Origin of the sequence: Streptomyces sp. NPDC058295, assembly GCF_042880655.1 — a bacterium.
In the GTDB taxonomy this organism is placed as follows: Bacteria; Actinomycetota; Actinomycetes; order Streptomycetales; family Streptomycetaceae; genus Streptomyces; species Streptomyces coriariae.
This window is the reverse complement of record NZ_JBHVYO010000019.1, coordinates 1-17680: the sequence shown is the minus strand read 5'-3', so window position 1 is coordinate 17680 and position 17680 is coordinate 1. Positions and strand designations below refer to the sequence as shown.

Annotated in this window: 16 protein-coding genes; 7 read left to right on the top strand and 9 right to left on the bottom strand. The window is 73.4% G+C overall.

The features are described from left to right. Positions 1-21 precede the first annotated feature (21 nt). The 3 genes from ACFVYS_RS21245 to ACFVYS_RS21235 form a co-directional block, all read right to left on the bottom strand. On the bottom strand, positions 22-1167 hold the full coding sequence (locus ACFVYS_RS21245) for an ABC transporter substrate-binding protein (protein WP_389504135.1): 1146 nt from the start codon (positions 1165-1167) through the stop codon (positions 22-24). Between the two features lie 189 nt (positions 1168-1356). Next, positions 1357-2346: a helix-turn-helix domain-containing protein gene (locus ACFVYS_RS21240; protein WP_389504133.1), complete on the bottom strand. Its 990-nt coding sequence runs from the start codon at positions 2344-2346 to the stop codon at positions 1357-1359. A gap of 306 nt (positions 2347-2652) precedes the next feature. Then, the gene (locus tag ACFVYS_RS21235) at positions 2653-3627 is read right to left on the bottom strand and encodes an alpha/beta hydrolase (protein ID WP_389504131.1); all 975 of its coding nucleotides are present in this window, start codon (positions 3625-3627) and stop codon (positions 2653-2655) included. A gap of 239 nt (positions 3628-3866) precedes the next feature. Here ACFVYS_RS21235 and ACFVYS_RS21230 point away from each other — a divergent pair, with 239 nt between their 5' ends. Beyond that, positions 3867-4874, top strand: coding sequence for a TerC family protein (locus ACFVYS_RS21230; RefSeq protein WP_389504129.1), 1008 nt, complete (start codon positions 3867-3869; stop codon positions 4872-4874). On the opposite strand, the gene ACFVYS_RS21225 is transcribed toward ACFVYS_RS21230, so the two are convergent. Together ACFVYS_RS21225 and ACFVYS_RS21220 are read right to left on the bottom strand one after the other, a co-directional pair. Continuing rightward, positions 4864-5811: an FkbM family methyltransferase gene (locus ACFVYS_RS21225; protein ID WP_389504127.1), complete on the bottom strand. Its 948-nt coding sequence runs from the start codon at positions 5809-5811 to the stop codon at positions 4864-4866. The genes ACFVYS_RS21230 and ACFVYS_RS21225 overlap by 11 nt on opposite strands. A 494-nt stretch (positions 5812-6305) precedes the next feature. Next, positions 6306-6869, bottom strand: coding sequence for an NADPH-dependent FMN reductase (locus tag ACFVYS_RS21220; RefSeq protein WP_389504125.1), 564 nt, complete (start codon positions 6867-6869; stop codon positions 6306-6308). Between the two features lie 100 nt (positions 6870-6969). On the opposite strand from ACFVYS_RS21220, the gene ACFVYS_RS21215 reads away from it, so the two are divergent. Then, the gene (locus ACFVYS_RS21215) at positions 6970-7671 is read left to right on the top strand and encodes a TetR/AcrR family transcriptional regulator (protein ID WP_389504123.1); all 702 of its coding nucleotides are present in this window, start codon (positions 6970-6972) and stop codon (positions 7669-7671) included. Here the strand turns inward: ACFVYS_RS21215 and ACFVYS_RS21210 are convergent. Further along, on the bottom strand, positions 7655-8782 hold the full coding sequence (locus ACFVYS_RS21210) for an FAD-dependent oxidoreductase (protein ID WP_389504121.1): 1128 nt from the start codon (positions 8780-8782) through the stop codon (positions 7655-7657). The two genes, ACFVYS_RS21215 and ACFVYS_RS21210, sit on opposite strands and share 17 nt — an antisense overlap. Before the next feature lie 34 nt (positions 8783-8816). After that, complete coding sequence (locus tag ACFVYS_RS21205; RefSeq protein WP_389504119.1) at positions 8817-9488, bottom strand: TetR/AcrR family transcriptional regulator C-terminal domain-containing protein; 672 nt, start codon at positions 9486-9488, stop codon at positions 8817-8819. 116 nt (positions 9489-9604) lie between these two features. On the opposite strand from ACFVYS_RS21205, the gene ACFVYS_RS21200 reads away from it, so the two are divergent. Genes ACFVYS_RS21200 through ACFVYS_RS21190 form a run of 3 tightly spaced genes read left to right on the top strand, consistent with a single transcriptional unit; the run spans position 9605 to position 13336 of the window. Then, positions 9605-10654, top strand: coding sequence for a LacI family DNA-binding transcriptional regulator (locus ACFVYS_RS21200; RefSeq protein WP_389504117.1), 1050 nt, complete (start codon positions 9605-9607; stop codon positions 10652-10654). A 25-nt stretch (positions 10655-10679) separates the two neighbouring features. Then, a complete protein-coding gene (locus tag ACFVYS_RS21195; protein ID WP_389504115.1) occupies positions 10680-11858 on the top strand; it encodes a 4-hydroxybenzoate 3-monooxygenase in 1179 nt (392 codons plus the stop codon). 41 nt (positions 11859-11899) lie between these two features. Continuing rightward, positions 11900-13336: an aldehyde dehydrogenase family protein gene (locus tag ACFVYS_RS21190; protein WP_389504113.1), complete on the top strand. Its 1437-nt coding sequence runs from the start codon at positions 11900-11902 to the stop codon at positions 13334-13336. 28 nt (positions 13337-13364) lie between these two features. On the opposite strand, the gene trxA is transcribed toward ACFVYS_RS21190, so the two are convergent. Then, positions 13365-13769: a thioredoxin gene (gene trxA, locus ACFVYS_RS21185; protein WP_389504111.1), complete on the bottom strand. Its 405-nt coding sequence runs from the start codon at positions 13767-13769 to the stop codon at positions 13365-13367. A gap of 143 nt (positions 13770-13912) precedes the next feature. Between trxA and ACFVYS_RS21180 the strand changes: the two genes are divergently transcribed. Continuing rightward, the gene (locus ACFVYS_RS21180; protein ID WP_389504109.1) at positions 13913-15331 is read left to right on the top strand and encodes a dihydrolipoyl dehydrogenase family protein; all 1419 of its coding nucleotides are present in this window, start codon (positions 13913-13915) and stop codon (positions 15329-15331) included. Positions 15332-15358: 27 nt separating this feature from the next. Here ACFVYS_RS21180 and ACFVYS_RS21175 read toward each other — a convergent pair whose 3' ends face one another. Beyond that, a complete protein-coding gene (locus tag ACFVYS_RS21175; protein ID WP_389504107.1) occupies positions 15359-16003 on the bottom strand; it encodes a peptide deformylase in 645 nt (214 codons plus the stop codon). Positions 16004-16162: 159 nt separating this feature from the next. Here ACFVYS_RS21175 and ACFVYS_RS21170 point away from each other — a divergent pair, with 159 nt between their 5' ends. Beyond that, positions 16163-17590 carry a PepSY-associated TM helix domain-containing protein gene (locus ACFVYS_RS21170; protein WP_389504105.1) on the top strand — a complete coding sequence of 476 codons (1428 nt, stop codon included), beginning with the start codon at positions 16163-16165 and terminating at the stop codon, positions 17588-17590. Positions 17591-17680: the final 90 nt, after the last annotated feature.

The window sequence follows — 17680 nt, the reverse complement described above, 5'->3', positions numbered from 1 at the left end:
TGTGAGGACGGCCGGGTCGCCTCAGGCGCCCGGACGCAGCCCGAGGAAGCCCGGCGTCGGGTCGCCCTCGACCTCGCCGAAGTACAGCGCGAACGTCTGCTTCAGCCGCTCCACCCCGGCCCGGTCGGACATGAAACGGGGGAAGCCGTCGAGGTGGGCGTTGCGGTACTCCCAGACCGGCTTCAGGCCGGCCGGGGGAGTGATGTCGGTGCGCACCGACCAGCCGTTGAAGGAGTTCCGCTGGACCTCCGTGGACAGCTGCCAGTTGAGGTAGAGCTTGGCGGCCGTGGTGTTCTTCGCGGCCTTGAGCACCGCCGCCCGCTGGCCCCAGGCCATGAAGGGGGCACTGTCCGGTACGACGAACTTCACCGGGCCGGTCGACAGCGGCGCACCCGAGCCGCCGACGCCGATCGCGTGCGTGCCGGCGCGCACGGCGTCCCCGGGGGAGTTGCTGCCGCGCGCGAACCGGACGTCCTGCGCGGCCAGCCGGGCCACCCAGTCCCAGCCGTAGTGCTCGACGTAGAGCGAGTACAGGTAGAGCACCGCGTCGTCGTCGTGCGGGAAGGACGAGGCGATCCTCCCCTTCCACTTGGCGTCGACCAGGTCCAGCGGGGTGCGGGGCGCGTCCGAACCGACCGCGGCCGTCCCGTACATGAAGCTGAACGCGATCGCTCCGATCGCGACCCAGGCGCCCTGCGGGTCCTTGAACCCCTCGTGCACCTTCGAGAACCCGGCCGGCCGGTACGACAGCAGGCGGCCCTGGGCCTTCCAGCGGTCGAAGTCCTGGAGGGTCTGGAGCTGGACGACGTCGGGCACGAGGGTGCCGGTGGCGAGCTGGTTGTCGACGCGTACGTCGTGGTACTTGCTGTAGTCGACGATCAGCTTCAGGTCGATGTCCGGGAAGCGCTTCAGGAAGGCGGCCTTGGTGCCGTCCTGCTGGGTCGGGGTGTCGCCGCCGGCGTAGACGACGAGCCTGCCGCCCTCGGCGAGCGCGGCCCGGTACAGCTCGTCGAGGGACCTGGTCTCCTCGGCGCCGGAGCCCCGCGCGGGAGCGGCCGGCGCCGCGGACGCGGACGCCGGGGTGGAGGCGGCGCCGAGCGCGCCGAGGCCGAGGGCGGCACCGGCACCGGTGGTGAGCAGGCGCCTTCTGCTGGGGGAGCTGGGCATGGCGGTGAACCTCTTTCGCACGCTGAGGGGGTGGGGGACCGGGCGCCACGGTCGAGGTCGATCCTGCCGCGCCCGGCGGCCGGCCCGCGTCGTCCGGACGGAGCGGACCACGCGCGTGCGATGGAATCCCCGTTCAATCGATCGGTTGAACGCCCCCTCCCCGAGGATCGCCGCCCCGCGGGAGTGCCGTCACGGCCGTGCCAGCCGCCGCATCGTCAGCGCCAGGTGCAGCCGCAGCCGGCCCTGGGGCGTGCGCACCGGCCACCCCAGCAGATGCTCCGCGTGGGCCAGCCGGTCCTGGAGGGTGGAGTGGTGGACGTTCGCCTCGGCCGCCGCCGACCGCAGGCTCGCGGTGGCGGTGACGGCGTGCAGCGTGGTGAGCAGCCAGGGCGCGTCCGCGGCGGCCGTCTCGACCGCGAGGACGTCCGCCGGAGGCTCGGCCCCCGGTGCGACGAGGTCGGCCAGCAGGGCGATGCCGCCCAGTTCGTCGGCGTACACGACACGAGGGCCCGGGTCCTGCGCGGTGCCGTCCGCGGTGAAGCGCAGCGCGGTGCGGGCCGCGGTCCAGGAGCGCGGCAGGTCGGTCACGGGCACGGCGGGCCCGACCCCCACCCGGCCGGCCGGCACGGCGTCCCGGGCGTCCGCGGGCAGCACCCGGGGCCGGCCGCCGGGCGTGGCCAGGGCGCGGGCGGGGGCGGCGGGGCCCAGGCCGAGGCGGCGGGCCGCGTGCAGCCGGGCCGGTTCGGCGGCCGCGGCGTCGAGGAGCGTCTCGACCAGGGCGGGGTCGTCGAGCGGCGCCCGCCCGCGGGTGCGGTCGAGCACGACGCGGGCCGCGCCGGCCGCCCGTTCCAGGATCACGGCGTCCACGACGCTGGGTATCGCACCGGCGCGTTCCAGCCACAGCGCGGGTGGCCCGTCGGGCGTCAGCGCCGTGCACGGCCAGTCCGGGTCCGGCGGCAGCTCCGTGTCCCGGCGGGTGCCGTCGGGCTCCACCCGGACCCGCACCCGGCGGTCCGCGTCGACGAGCCGCGCGGGCACCCCGGCGAGCACCGCGGCCCCGCGCAGCAGCGCCTCCACCCCGGCCCGGGACTCGGCCAGCCGGTCGAAGTAGGCGATGACCCGCACGGCGGCGCCGGCGTCCGGGTCCAGTGCGGTCAGGCGCCCGGCCAGCTCTTTCATGCGGCCATGATGCGCCACGCGGGCGCCGACGAGGGAGGGGTGCGGCCACCGCTTCCGCCCGGAACCGGCCTCGGTGGTCGGTTCCGGGCTCGCCGCGAAACGGTGGCGAAAAGCCGACGGACCGGGGGCCTGAGCGGATTGCCGGAGGTCGGAAAGGGCGGGAACACGGTGCCGGGGCCGGACCTGTGCGGGGGGAGCCGGTCGCCGGCCGTTCCCGCACGCGGACGGGACCATCGAAGGGAACAGGGGCCCGTGGCGTTCAAGCGCCGCTGAGCCGCCCCGCCGCCGGGCCGCCGTCCGCGGGCGTCACTCGGCGAGCAGCCGCCGCAGCCAGTCCAGGTGGGCCGCACGGGCCGACCTGGACAGCGCGGCCTGCGGCGCGAAGCCGTCGAAGCCGTGGAATCCGCCCGGCCAGACATGCAGCTCGGCGACCCCGCCGGCCTGCCAGATCCGGGAGGCGTAGGCGACCACCTCGTCCCGGAACGTCTCGGCGGAGCCCACGTCGAGAAAGGCCGGCGGCAGCCCGGACAGGTCCTCGGCCCGGGCGGGCGCCGCGTAAGGGGGGACGTCAGGGCCGCCGCGCCGCTCGCCGAGCAGGGCCGTCCACCCGGTCTCGTTGGCCGTGCGGTCCCAGACGCCCAGGCCCGCCATCTGATGGCTGGAGGGGGTGTCGTTGCGGTCGTCCAGCATCGGGCACAGCAGCAACTGGCCGAGCGGCCGCGGCCCTTGACGGTCGCGCAGCAGCAGGGCGAGCGCGGCACCGAGACCGCCGCCCGCGCTGGCCCCGGCGAGCACGATCCGCTCGGGGTCCGCGCCCAGTTCCGCGGCGTGTTCCGCCGTCCACAGCAGACCGGCGTAGACGTCCTCGACCGGCGCCGGATGGGGGTGCTCGGGCGCCAGCCGGTACTCCACGGACACCACGACCATGTCCAGTTCCCGCGCCCAGTCCAGGGCCACGTCCACGCCGACGCGGTTGTTGCCGAGGATCATGCCGCCGCCGTGCACGTGATAGACGACCGGACGCGGGCGTGCCGGAGCCGGTGAGGTGGGCCGGCAGATCAGCAGCGAGATCCCGGGGGCGCCCTCGGGTCCCGGCACCGTCCGGTCCTCGACCTCGAAGGCCCCGCCCTGGGTCAGGTCCAGTTCGGCCAGCAGGGCGATGCCCGGCCCCTGGCGGACGGTTTCGATGTCCTCGGCGGTCAGCCCCGGCTGGATCATCTCCCGGATGAGTTCCAGGGCGGCGCCGAGTTCGGGGTCGAAGGGCGGCGGTGCGGACGTCATGGGGTTCTCCTCACGCGGAGCGCGGTTGCGCGGCGGCTCGTGCGGCCCATGATCGGCGCACCCGCCGCCCGTCCGGGGGCCGCCGTACGGCGGGAGCTGCCCGCCGTACGGCGGGTGACGCCCTGCCCCGCTCCGCAGCTTGCCAGGTCATGACCTTCTGTTCACCTGTCTGGGGTGGAAAGAAGCAGCCGCGGACGACAACGATTTTCACCCCCACACAGGCACCAGGAGTGACCCCCGTGAACGTCTCCCTCCCCGTCTGGCTGCTGACCGTCGCGGCGCTGTGCGCGCTCGTCGCCGTCGACTTCCTCATCGGCCGCAAACCGCACGACGTCTCGGTCCGCGAGGCCGGCACCTGGACCGTCGTCTGGGTCGTCCTGGCCTGTCTGTTCGGCCTCGGCGTGTTCCTCTTCGGAGGCGGCGGGCCGACGGGGGAGTTCTTCGCGGGCTACATCACCGAGAAGTCGCTGAGCGTGGACAACCTGTTCGTGTTCGTCCTGATCATGGCCAAGTTCGCGGTGCCCTCGCAGTACCAGCAACGGGTGCTGATGGTGGGCGTGCTGGTGGCCCTCGTGCTGCGCGCGCTGTTCATCGCGGCGGGCGCGGCGATCATCTCGACGTTCTCCTGGGTGTTCTACCTCTTCGGAGCCTTCCTGATCTGGACGGCCTGGAAGCTGATCCAGGATGCCAGGAAGGGCGGGCACGAGGAGGAGTACGAGGAGAACAAGCTGCTGAAGGCCGTGGAGAGACGGTTCGGCGTGGCCGACCGCTACCACGGGACGAAGCTGTGGATCGAGCAGAACGGCAAGCGGGTCATGACCCCGATGCTGGTCGTGATGCTCGCGATCGGCTCCACCGACGTGCTGTTCGCGCTCGACTCGATCCCCGCCATCTACGGGCTGACCGAGGACCCGTACATCGTGTTCACCGCCAACGCCTTCGCGCTGATGGGCCTCAGGCAGCTGTACTTCCTCATCGGCGGCCTGCTGAAGAAGCTGGTCCATCTCGGCTACGGCCTGTCGGTCATCCTCGGTTTCATCGGTGTGAAGCTGGTGCTGCACGCGCTGCACGAGTCCGGGGTGCACGTGCCCGAGATCGGCATCCCCTTCTCGCTCGGCTTCATCGTGCTCGTCCTCGCGGTCACCACCGTCACCAGCCTGCGGGCCTCCGCACGGCAGGAGCGGCAGGAAAGGGAGGAAGGAGAGGGGCGACCGGAGGGGGCGGCGCGGGACGGCTCTACGGCGTAGGCGCGGCGTCCGCGCGCATCATCACGCAGTCGAACTCGATCACCCGCCCCGTGGTCGCCTCGCGCGTCACGGGGTACATGCCGGTGATGCCGAACCCGGCGGCCTCGTACACCGCGACGGCCTCGCCCATACCGGGGCTGCCCTCGTACAGCTTCAGCACCGCGACCTCGGACTGCATCCCCACGAACTCCGCGATCCGCTCCCCGGCGCCGGCGAACACCTCGAGGTCGTAGCCCTGGGTGTCCATCTTCAGGTAGGGGCGCGGATCGGCGAGGCCGTCCAGTGCGTCGGCCATGACCTCGTCCAGCCGGCGGACCCGGATCTCCTCGGTGTCGGCCTTCGCGAACCTGCTGTAGCGGCCCTTGCCGTAGTCGCTGGCAGGCAGCAGGGAGTTCATCGTCTTCCAGCCGACGTGGATCTCGGCCGTCGTCTCCTCGCGGCCCAGTCCGCACCGGTACACCTGCCAGTCGGGGTCGTCCGCCGCGGCCTGCTCGAGCCGGGCGAACGTCTCCGAGGTGGGCTCGAAGGACACGATCCGGCCGGTGTAGCCGAGTTTCCGCAGGCGCCTGGCGTACTGGCCGTTGTTGGCGCCGACGTCGAAGACGCAGTTCACGCCGTAGAGCTCCAGCATGGCGGTCACATGCTGGGTGCAGAGGTACTCGGCGGCCGCCAGCTGGAGTCTGCGCTCGTCCTGACCGCCCGTGGTCTCCATCAGGAGCAACGCGCCGGTGTCGCCCAGCCGCACGGCGCCGCCCTCGGCGACCTCGGAACGGGCTTTGTCACGGGTACGCCGCACCACCCAGGTGTCCTTGTCCGCGCCGGTCACCCGGTACGCGCCGCCGCGCCGCGAGACCACCGCCGTCCCCGGTCCGAGGTCGGTCACCTGGACGCCGATACGGGGCATCAGGCCGAGCAGTCGTCGATAGAGGGTCTGCATCCGCCCAGCCCTATCAGACGCGACGGGAGGAGGTCTTCGGGTTGGACGAGATTCGCCTATCGGATGACCGGACGCGGACGCGGAGGCCGGTCCGGCCGGTGGTCCCTTGACTTCGAGAGCGCTCCGAGGTCTGGCGTCACCGGAGCCGGTGAACGGCGATCAAGACCGCGGTCGGCTCCCCGCGCCCGGAGATCCTGATCGGCGGCGGAGGCGCGCAGGACGCTGCGGCTGGTCGCCCGGTACACGGACGCGTGCGATCTCTTCGCCTCTACCCCGAGCTCGGCATCGACACGGTGATCCTCGCGCCGCGCCTGGGCGAGACGGCCGGCTGGATCGAGCGTTTCGTGGCCCCGCCGTGGTGCGGCCGGCCGAGCTGGACCGACCGGGCCGGGGTGCGGGGAGCGGGGAACGGGGGCCGCGTACGGCGAAAGGGGCCCGGAAAGAATTCCGGACCCCCAGCAGCCCCGTGTCCTGCTATGTCGTGGTGCTGCCGGTCAGGCGGCCACGACCTCGCCCGCGTGGCCGTGCAGACGGGCCACGACCTCGGTCAGCTGGGCGGCGACCTCGGCGTCGTCCACCGGGTGGGTCTCGGCGAAGCGGGTCAGCGAGCCCGGGATGGAGAGCTTGAGGTCCTCGATGACCCTGCCGCCGGCGATGCCCACGGCCTTGCGGGCCTCGTCCTGCGCCCACACGCCACCGAACTGGCCGAACGCGGTACCGACCACGGCGACGGGCTTGCCGCCGAAGGCGCCGGCGCCGTACGGGCGGGACAGCCAGTCGATGGCGTTCTTCAGGACGGCCGGGATGGTGCCGTTGTACTCGGGGGAGAAGAGCAGGAACGCGTCGGCGGCCTGGGCGACCGCACGCAGCTTGGCGGCGGCGGCCGGGACGCTGCCCTCGACGTCGAGGTCCTCGTTGTAGAAGGGGATCTCGGCCAGGCCCTCGAAGAGGTCGACGTCGGCGCCTTCGGGAGCGACCTTGACGGCCGCCTCGGCGAGCTGGCGGTTGGTCGAACCGGCGCGAAGGCTGCCGACGAGCGCGAGGATGCGGACAGACATGGGTACTCCCAGAGGCTGAAACATTGCTGTTACAAATCCGGACCGAGGTCCGTTTAATGTTCTAGCATCCTAACCGGACCGCGGTCCAGTTTCATTCCCGATGCTTTACGCTGAGTTCATGTCCGCCGTTCTGCCTCCCTGTCCGGAGCCCGAGGAGAGTCTGACCGAGCCCGGGTTGCTGCACCTGGGGCCGGCCGGGGACGAGCCGTGCCTGCGCGCCGACGCTGCCCGCAACCGGGCCAGGCTGCTGGACGCCGCCGCCCGGCTGATCGCCGAGCACGGCGCGGCGGGGGTCACCATGGAGGCGGTGGCGAGCGCGGCGAACGTGGGCAAGGGCACGGTGTTCCGGCGCTTCGGCGACCGCACCGGGCTGCTGACCGCGCTCCTGGACCACTCGGAGCGCAACTTCCAGGCCGCGTTCCTGAGCGGTCCCCCGCCGCTGGGGCCGGGCGCGGAACCCGTCGAGCGACTGCGGGCGTTCGGCGTCGCCATGCTCAGGCGGTCCGTGGACGAACTGGACCTCCAGCTGGCGGCCGAGCCCGGACCGGACCGCCGGTACTCCGTGCCGCCGCGCCGTGTCCACCACAGCCATCTCGTCCTGCTGCTGCGCCAGGCCCTGCCCGACACGGATGTCGAACTGCTGGCCCACACGCTGACGGGGTACCTCAACCCGGTCCTCGTCCACCACCTCACCCGGCAGTGCGGTATGCCGGCGGCGCGCCTGGAGGCGGGCTGGAGCGAACTGGTCGACCGGGTGACCAGCGGGGTGCCGAGCGCGGCGCCGGTCAGGGCCCCGCGGTGAAGAGGTCGACGACGGCCTGCGGGGCGTCCTCGGCGAACAGGGCCACGCTGCTGTGGGCGGAGGCGGCCGCGGCCGCCTCGCTGCGCGGGAACAGCTTCTCCTCGTAGGCGGCCAGCGCGGCCTCGCGCTCGCCCGGGTGCGCGACCAGGGCCAGGCCCAGTTCGGCGCCGTCCAGCATCGCGAGGTTGGCGCCCTCGCCCGCGAACGGCGACATCAGATGGGCGGCATCGCCGAGCAGGGTGACACCGGGGACCCGCTCCCAGCGGTGGCCGACCGGCAGGGCGTGGATGAGGCGCGGCACCAGGGGTCCGTCGGCGTCGGCGACCAGCGCCCGCAGGCTCTTGTCCCAGTCCGCGAAGTGTTCCAGGACGTACCTCCTGGCCGCCTCGGCGTCGTCGAAGTCCACGCGGTCCGCCCAGTCCTCGGCGACCCGCAGAGCGGTGTAGACGTGCAGGCTGCCGTCGGGTTCGCGGTGCGCGAGGAAGCCCTTGCCGGCGCCGAGCGCGAGGAGGAACCCGCCGCCGACCACGCCGGCGCTCACCGGATGGCGTGCGTCCGCCTCGAGCAGGTCCGTCTCGACGAACGACACGCCCGTGTACGCGGGCCGGGCGTCGGAGAGCAGCGGGCGGATCCGCGACCAGGCTCCGTCGGCGCCGACCAGCAGGTCCGTGGTGAAGGCGGAGCCGTCCTCGAGACGCACCTCGTGCCGCCCGCCGCCCAGCGCACGCGCGCCGGTGACCTTCGCGCCCCAGCGGACCGTTCCCTCGGGCAACGCGTTCAGCAGCAGGTCGCGCAGGGCACCCCGGTCGACCTCGGGGCGCTCGCCGGTCCCGTCGTCGGCCCCCTCGAAGCGGATCACCGCGTCCTTGTCGAGGACCCGGGTGGCCTGGCCGCCGGGCAGGACCAGCGTCCGGAACTCCTCGTGCAGTCCGGCGGCGCGCAGTGCCTCCTGGCCGGAGTCCAGATGGATGTCGAGCAGGCCGCCCTGGGTGCGGGCGCCGGGCGAGGCGTCCAGGTCGAGGACTGCCGCCTCGATGCCGTGCACGTGCAGCACACGGGCGAGGGTGAGGCCGCCGAGTCCGGCGCCGATGATTGCTATGGGGTGATGCACGGTTCCTCCTGGGGGGGTGGGGTGGCTGGGGTGGTCATTCGGGTACGGCGGTCCGCTCGATGCCGCTGATCAGGGTCTGGAGTCCCCAGGAGAGGCGGGCTTCGGGCGATCCCGAGAGCAGCGGTCCCGTGAGGCCGGCGATGTGCGGATGGGTCCGCTCCGACGCCTCGCGCACCGCGTGCAGCAGGGCGTCCCAGTCCTCCGGGGGCGCCTCGTCCGTGTGCTCGGCGGCCGTCGCGGTGGCGTGCTGGAGCAGCAGGTCGACGCCCCACGCGGCCTGCGTGGGCGGCACCCCGCCCTCGTCGAGCAGGGCGAGCAGGGTCTCGATCAGGTTCAGGTAGTGGGGGCCGCTGGGCCGGGCGGTGAGCGCGGAGCGGGCGAGGTCGGGATAGGCGAAGAGCATCGCGGTGTACGAGGTGAGCACGCCCTCCAGCCGCTCGCGCCAGCTCCCCGCGGCCGGTGCGGGCAGGGTCGTGCCCAGCAGCTCGTCGAGCACGGCCGCGTGCAGCTCGGCCGTGTTGCGGACGTAGACGTACAGGGAGGCCGGGCCGGTGTCGAGCTCCTCGGCCAGGCGCCGCATGGTCAGCTTCCGCAGGCCTTCGGCGCGCAGTACCGCGAGGGCGGCGGCCACGATGCCCTCCCTGGTCAGAGCGGGCTTGGCCGGGCGCTCACGGCGACTGCGCGGGGTGTCGGGGCGTGCTGTCATGCCGTCACCCTACCGAACATGTTCGTTGCGAACAAGTACGTCACGAACATGTTCGTTGACGGCTCATCGGATTTCGGCGTCCCCCGCCCGGAAGGCCGCTCACCGCTTCTGCCAAGATGCCGTACGTCATGGTGCAGATACCGAACCCGCCCGCGCCGACGATGTCGCCGGCGCCGCGCCCCGTGCCCACGAGCGCGGACGTGGCCCGCCTGGCCGGCGTCTCGCGCGCGACCGTCTCCTACGTCCTGAACAACGCCAGCGCCGTACGCATCAGCGAGCCCACCCGCCGCCGCGTGCACGAGGCCGCCAAGGAACTCGGGTACGTGCCGCACGCGGCCGCCCGTACCCTGCGGGCCGGCCACAGCCGCATGGTCCTGATGCCCACCCTGCCCGTCCCGGCCGGCCCCCTCTACTCCCAGTTCGTGCACGACTTCCAGGGGGCGCTGAGCCGCCTCGACTACACCGTCGTCCAGTACGGCGCCACCGGTCTGCGCGGTGACGACGCGGCCCGCGCCTGGGCCGAACTGCGGCCCGTCGCCGTGCTGGTGCCCAGCCCCGGCGTCGGCCCGGAGGGGGTCGCCGTACTGAAGAGGTCCGGCGCCCGGGCCGTGGTGACCCTCGGTCCCGAGGCGGTCGAGGGCGCCCGCGCGCTGCTCCTCGACCATGCCGACGTCGGCCGCAGCGCCGCCGCGCACCTGTACGCCCGCGGCCGCCGCCGGATCGGGGTGGTCGTCCCGGCCGAGCGTGGCATGGAGATGTTCTCCGCGCCCCGGCTGGCCGGCTCCCGCGAGGCGCTGCACGGCACGGACGCCACCGTCACCGAACTGTCCCTGGCCTACACGGAGGAGTCCGCGGCCGCCCTCGCCGCCCGCTGGCCCGACCTCGGCCTCGACGGCGTCTTCGCCTACAACGACGAGTACGCGATGCTGCTGATGCGCGCCCTTCAGGACGCGGGCGTGCGTGTCCCCGAGGACGTCGCCGTCATCGGTGCCGACGACCTGATGCTCGGGCGGCTGCTGCGGCCCCGGCTCAGCACCGTGCGGATCGCGCTGCCCTCCGGCCGCGACCTCGCCTCGCTGGTCGACCGGGCGGTGCGCAGCCCCGCGGCCGTCCCCGAGGCGCACGAACCGTTCGGAGCCACCGTGGTGCAGCGCGACTCCAGCTGAACTACGGTCGCAGGGGAGGCGTGCCATGCGTGCGACGGTCGGCATCATCGGCGGCGGCCCCGCGGGGCTGCTGCTCGCCCGGCTGCTGCACCGCGCGGGAGTCGGCTGCGTGGTCCTGGAGAGCAGGGCCAGACAGTACGTGGAACGGCGCCAGCGTGCCGGAATGCTGGAGCAGGGCACGGTCGACACCCTGCGCGCGGCCGGAGCCGCCGAACGGCTCGACGCCCAGGGCCTGGTGCACCACGGCATCGAGCTGCGGTTCGACCGCGAGCGCCACCATCTCGACTTCCCCGTCCTCACCGGCGGCCGCACGGTCACGATCTACGCCCAGACGGAGCTCGTGAAGGATCTCGTCGCCCTCCAACTCGCCGACGGGCCGCCCCTGTTGTTCGAGGCGGCGGCCCTCGCCGTGGAGAAGCCGCTGAGCGGGTCGCCCGTCGTGCGGTTCCTGCACGAGGGGCGCGAACGGACCCTGTCCTGCGACTGGGTCGTCGGCTGCGACGGCTCGCACGGCGTCGCCCGCGCCGCCTTCCCGGCCGCGGCGGGCCGGACGTACACCCACGACTACCCGTACTCCTGGCTCGGTGTGCTCGCCGAAGTGCCGCCCTCCTGCGAGGAGTTGATCTACGCACGCCATGAACGCGGCTTCGCCCTGCACAGCATGCGGTCGCCGCGGATCTCCCGGCTCTACCTCCAGGTCCCCAACGGCACCGGCCTGCGGGAGTGGCCCGACGACCGGATCTGGGACGAACTCGCCGCCCGCTTCGCCGTCGACGCCGACTGGACGCTGCGCCGCGGCCCCGTCATCAGCAAGTCCGTGACGCCGCTGCGCAGCCTCGTCCACGAGCCGATGCGGCACGGCCGGCTCCTGCTCGCCGGGGACGCGGCCCACATCGTCCCGCCGACCGGTGCCAAGGGGCTCAACCTCGCCGTCTCGGACGTACGGCTGCTCGGCAGCGCCTTCGCCGAACTGCACGCCACCGGGTCCACGAGGCTGCTGGACGGGTACTCGGATCTCTGTCTGCGACGTGTGTGGCAGGCGACCCGCTTTTCCGACGACATGACTAGGATGTTGCACGCTCAACCAGATGGAGATGCGTTCGACCATCGGATGCAGCTCGCCCGGCTGCGCCGGATCACCGCATCCCGCCACGCCGCCGCCGAACTGGCGGCCAACTACACGGGACTTCCCCTCCCCCTGTGAGAGAGCCGCGAGTCCCGCGGGTCACCGATCGGAGAGCCTTCATGCCGCTGCTCGACCCCAAGAACTGGCAGTCCCGCACCTTGTCGGGCCCCCGGTACACCGTCACCGAGCCCGCCACCGGCGATCCGCTGGGCACCGTCGACCTGGCGGGCGCCGCGGACGTCGGTCCGGCCGCCGAGGCCGCCCGTGCCGCGCAGACCGAGTGGGCCCGGCTGCCCCACTTCGTGCGCGCCGGTGTGCTGCGCAAGGCCGGCGACCTGTTCGCCGCCCACGCCGACGAACTGCGCGAGTGGATCGTCCGCGAGTCCGGATCCATACCCGGCAAGGCCGACTTCGAGCTGCATGTCGCCGCCCAGGAGTGCTACGAGGCCGCGGCGCTCGCCTCCCGCCCGGCCGGACAGGTCCTGCCCAGCGAGGCGCCCCGGCTGTCGTACACCCGGCGGGTGCCCGTCGGCGTCGTGGGCGTGATCTCCCCGTTCAACGCCCCGCTGATCCTGTCGATCCGGTCCGTCGCGCCCGCCCTCGCGCTCGGCAACGCGGTCGTCCTCAAGCCGGACCCGCGGACGGCGGTGTGCGGCGGACTGGCCCTGGCCGCGGTCTTCGCGGAGGCGGGCCTGCCCGAGAACCTCCTGCACATCCTCCCGGGCGGCGCCGAGACCGGTGCGGCCCTGGTGGCCGACCCGCTGGTGCCGGTGATCTCCTTCACCGGCTCCACCGCGGCCGGCCGGGCGGTCGGCGAGGCCGCAGGACGCCACCTCAAGCGGGCCCACCTGGAACTCGGCGGCAACTCCGCCCTGATCGTGCTGGAGGACGCCGACCTGGACGCGGTGATCTCCACCGCGGCCTGGGGCTCCTTCTTCCACCAGGGCCAGATCTGCATGACCACCGGCCGCCACCTGGTGCACGCCTCCCTCTACGAGGAGTACGTGGAGCGGCTCGCGGCGAAGGCCGACGCCCTCGCCGTCGGCGACCCGCACCGCGCCCAGGTCCACCTCGGCCCGCTCATCGACGGCGGCCAGCTCACCAAGGTGCACGGCCTGGTGGAGGCCAGCACGGCGGCCGGCGCCAAGCTCGCCGCGGGCGGCAGGCACGAGGACCTCTTCTACCGGCCGACCGTCCTCGCGGGCGTCGACGACGACACCCCCGCCTACGCGGAGGAGGTCTTCGGCCCGGTGGCCCCGGTCCGCTCCTTCGGTACGCCGGACGAGGCGGCGGCCCTGGCCGCGCGCAGCTCCTACGGCCTCTCGCTCGGCATCGTCACCCGCGACGCCGCCCGCGGTCTCGACCTCGCCGAACGGATCCCGACCGGCATCGTGCACATCAACGACCAGACGGTGAACGACGAGGCCGTCGCGCCCTTCGGCGGGGTCGCCGCCTCCGGCACCGGCGCCCGCTTCGGCGGCGAGGCCAACCTCGAGGCCTTCACCGACGTCCGCTGGACGACGGTACGCGCGGACGTGGCGCCGTACCCCTTCTAGGCGGTCCCGGGTCCAGGCGGCTCCGGGGCTACTCGCCCTGGGCGGCCGGGGAGCCGTCGGCCCCGGACTTGGCCTGCTCTTCCTCGATCGACTTGCGGACCTCGTCCATGTCCAGCTTGCGCGCCTGTCCGATGACGTCCGTGAGGGCGGCCTCGGGCAGGGCGCCCGGCTGCGCGAACACGGCGACCCGGTCCCGCACGATCATCAGCGTCGGGATGGACTGGATGCCGAAGGCCGCGGCCAGCTCCGGCTGCGCCTCGGTGTCCACCTTGCCGAACACCAGATCCGGGTTCTCCTGCGCGGCCTTGTCGTAGACCGGGGCGAACTGACGGCACGGGCCGCACCAGGACGCCCAGAAGTCGATCAGGACGAAGTCGTTGTCGGTGACCGTCTGGTCGAAGTTCTCCTTGGTGAGCTCCACGGTGCTGCTCATGGCGTGATTCCTCTTCCCGGTGCTTCCCGCCAGGGGTCTCCTGGCATGGGGTGAAACCGTCCGCCACAACACGGCCGGCCCGACGCGTATTCCGCGCCCCTACCCGTGTGGCCACCCCGCACACCACCCACCAGACTGACCCCATGACGGAAACGGAAACCAACCTGTACGACGTGGTTGTGCTCGGAGCCGGGCCCGTGGGGGAGAACGTCGCCGACCGCACCCGTGCGCACGGCCTCACCACCGCGGTCGTGGAGAGCGAGCTGGTCGGCGGCGAGTGCTCGTACTGGGCCTGTATGCCCAGCAAGGCCCTGCTGCGCCCGGTGATCGCCCGCGCGGACGCCCGCCGACTGCCCGGCCTGCGCGAGGCGGTGCAGGGCCCGCTGGACACGGCGGCGGTCCTCGCCCGCCGCAACTGGTTCACCGGCGACTGGACGGACGACGGGCAGGTCGACTGGATCAAGAGCATCGGCGCGGACCTCTACCGCGGCCACGGCAGACTGACCGGGCCGCGCACGGTGACGGTGGGGGACAAGGTGCTCACGGCCCGCCACGCGGTCGTCGTCGCCACCGGGACCCGCGCCGCGCTGCCCGACCTGCCGGGGCTCGCCGAGGTCGGGCCCTGGACGAGCCGGGAGGCCACCAGCGCCCAGTCGGCGCCCGGCCGGCTCGTCGTGGTCGGCGGGGGAGTCGTCGCCACCGAGATGGCCACCGCCTGGCAGGCGCTCGGCTCGCAGGTCACCCTTCTCGTGCGGGGCAAGGGCCTGCTCGACCGGATGGAACCGTTCGCGGGCGAACTGGTCGCCGAGGCGCTCACGGAGGCCGGCGCGGACGTGCGCACGGGCACCTCGGTGGCGTCGGTGACCCGCTCCGACGGCACCGTCGTGGTCGTCACCGACACCGGCGAACGCATCGAGGCCGACGAGATCCTCTTCGCCGTCGGCCGCGCCCCGCGCACGGACGACATCGGCCTGGACACGGTCGGCCTGGCACCCGGCTCCTGGCTCACCGTCGACGACAGTCTGCGTGTCAACGGCACCGACTGGCTCTACGGGGTGGGCGACGTCAACCACCGGGCCCTTCTCACCCATCAGGGCAAGTACCAGGCCCGGATCGCGGGTGCCGCCATCGCCGCCCGCGCGGCCGGTACCGAGCTGCCGGAGAGCGACCCGTGGAGCGCCCACGCCGCCACGGCCGACCACGAGTCCGTCCCCCAGGTCGTCTTCACCGACCCGGAGGCGGCCGCCGTCGGTCTCTCGCTCGCCGAGGCGGAACAGGCCGGACACCGGGTGCGGGCCGTCGACGTCGACATGTCGTCCGTGGCCGGAGCGGGTCTGTACGCCGAGGGTTACAAGGGCCGCGCCCGGATGGTCGTCGACCTGGAGCGGGAGATCCTGCGCGGCGTCACCTTCGTCGGCCCCGGTGTCGGCGAACTGATCCACTCGGCGACGATCGCGGTCGCCGGCCAGGTCCCGCTCGCCCGGCTGTGGCACGCCGTCCCGTCCTACCCGACGCTCAGCGAGGTGTGGCTGCGGCTGCTGGAGGCCTACCGGGACAACTGAGCGAACCCGGCCGACCGGGCCGGCGGCTCAGGGGAGTTCGAACCCCAGCGCCCTCGCGGCGAGGTCCGCCGTCGGCTGCGTCCAGCGTTCGAGCACGGCCTGGTTGGCCGAGAGCGAGCGCGGTTCGGCCCGGTCGAGGTAGAGCAGACCGTCGAGGTGGTCCGTCTCGTGCTGGACGATACGGGCGGGCCAGCCGGCGAACACCTCGTCCAGTGGCCGGCCGTGCTCGTCCGCACCCGTGAGCCGCACCTCGGCGTGCCGGGCCACCACCGCCTGGTAGCCCGGCACGCTCAGACAGCCCTCGAAGAAGGCGGCGCGGGTCGAACCGACCGGCTCGTACTCGGGGTTGACCAGCACCCGGAACGGCTGGGGCACCCGGCCGCGGGCCAGCCGCACCTCCTCCGGCACCGGCGCCGGGTCCTCGATGACGGCGATCCGCAGTTCCACCCCGACCTGCGGGGCGGCGAGGCCGACGCCCGGCGCCGCGTGCATGGTGACGCGCAGGGCCTCGACGAACCGGGCCAGCAGAGCGGGGTCGAGCTGACCCTCGTAGCGCGTCGTACCCGTCCGCAGGACCGGGTCTCCCGCCGCCACGATGGGCAACGGGCCGCCAGGGGCGAGGAGTTCCTCGATCCGTTCGGCAAGGGGCGCGCGGGGACTGGGAGATGCCATCGGACCAGCATGCCATGGCCGCATGACATGTGACGCAGGTCACTCGAAGTGGCGGGAACTCGGTGCCGTCCGCCGCCGACTACTGGTGCGGCACGGCTGAAAGCGTCCCCCGTGCCGCTGTCCCCGACCCACTCCTCCTGCCCCCGGAGAAGCGCCACCATGTCCACCGCTCCCTCGACCTCCCCCACCCCCGGCTCCGCTCGAGCCGGGGGACCGGACGAGGCACCGCAAGCAGCGGCCCCCGAGCCGAAGTCCCGCGGTCCGTGGGCCCCGCTGCGCCCGCTGATATTGCGTCTGCACTTCTACGCCGGCGTGTTCGTGGCGCCGTTCCTGCTGGTCGCCGCCGCCACCGGGTTCCTGTACGCCGGTGCGTTCCAGGCCGAGAGGCTCGTGTACGCCCACGAGTTGACCGTGCCGGTCGGTGCCGCGCCGCTGCCGGTCTCCGAGCAGGTGGACGCCGCCCGCAAGGCCTACCCCGAGGGTACGGTTGCGGCCGTCCGCCCCTCGCCGGAGGACGACGCCACGACCCGCGTGATGCTGTCCGGCGTCGAGGGCGTCGACGCCACCCACACCCTCGCCGTGTTCGTCGACCCGTACACGGGCAAGGTGCGCGGCGCCCTGGAGCAGTACGGCTCCACCGGTGCGCTGCCGCTGCGCACCTGGATCGACGAGTTCCACCGCGATCTGCACCTCGGCGAGAACGGCCGCCTCTACAGCGAACTCGCCGCCAGCTGGCTGTGGGTGATCGCGGGCGGCGGCCTGGTGCTCTGGTTCTCCCGGCGGCGCGCCCTGCGCAAGGTCCGCGGCACCGCCGGACGGCGCCGCACGCTGGGTCTGCACGGCACCGTCGGCGTGTGGGCCGCCGTCGGCTTCATCTTCCTGTCCGCGACCGGACTGACCTGGTCCACCTACGCGGGCGCCAACGTCGACGTCCTGCGCACCTCGCTCGGCCAGGCCACTCCGTCGGTCTCGGCGGCCGCGAGCGGCGGCGACCACGCCGGTCACGACACGGCCTCCGGCGCGGGCGGCGACGCCGAGCACGGCGTCGGCCTCGACAGGGTCCTGGCCGCCGCGCGGGCCGAGGGGCTGGGCGACCCGGTCGAGATCGTCCCGCCCGCGGACGCCTCCTCCGCGTTCGTGGTCAAGCAGGTGCAGCGCAGCTGGCCCGAGAAGCAGGACGCGGTGGCGGTCGACCCGGCCACCGGCGAGGTCACCGACGTGCTGCGGTTCGACGACTACCCGCTGCTCGCCAAACTGACCCGCTGGGGCATCGACCTGCACACCGGCGTCCTGTTCGGTCTGGTCAACCAGCTCGCGCTGATGCTTCTCGCGGGTTCCCTGGTCCTGTTGATCGTGTGGGGCTACCGCATGTGGTGGCAGCGCGGCCGCGGGTCCGCCTTCGGCCGGCCCGTCCCGCGCGGGGCCTGGGCGCAGGTTCCGCCGTACGTCCTCGTCCCGCTGATGGCGACGGTCGCCGTGGTCGCCTACTTCGTGCCGCTCCTCGGCATCCCGCTCGCCGGCTTCCTGGTCATGGACGTCGTCCTCGGCGAGATCGCGCACCGGCGGGGGCGGCGGGCGGCTGCCTGAGCGGGCCCGTACATGGCGGCGGGCCCGCCGGGGGCGGGCCCCGCCGGGCGCCGCCGGGGGCCGGGGCCGGGCCCCGGGCGCGGCCCCGCC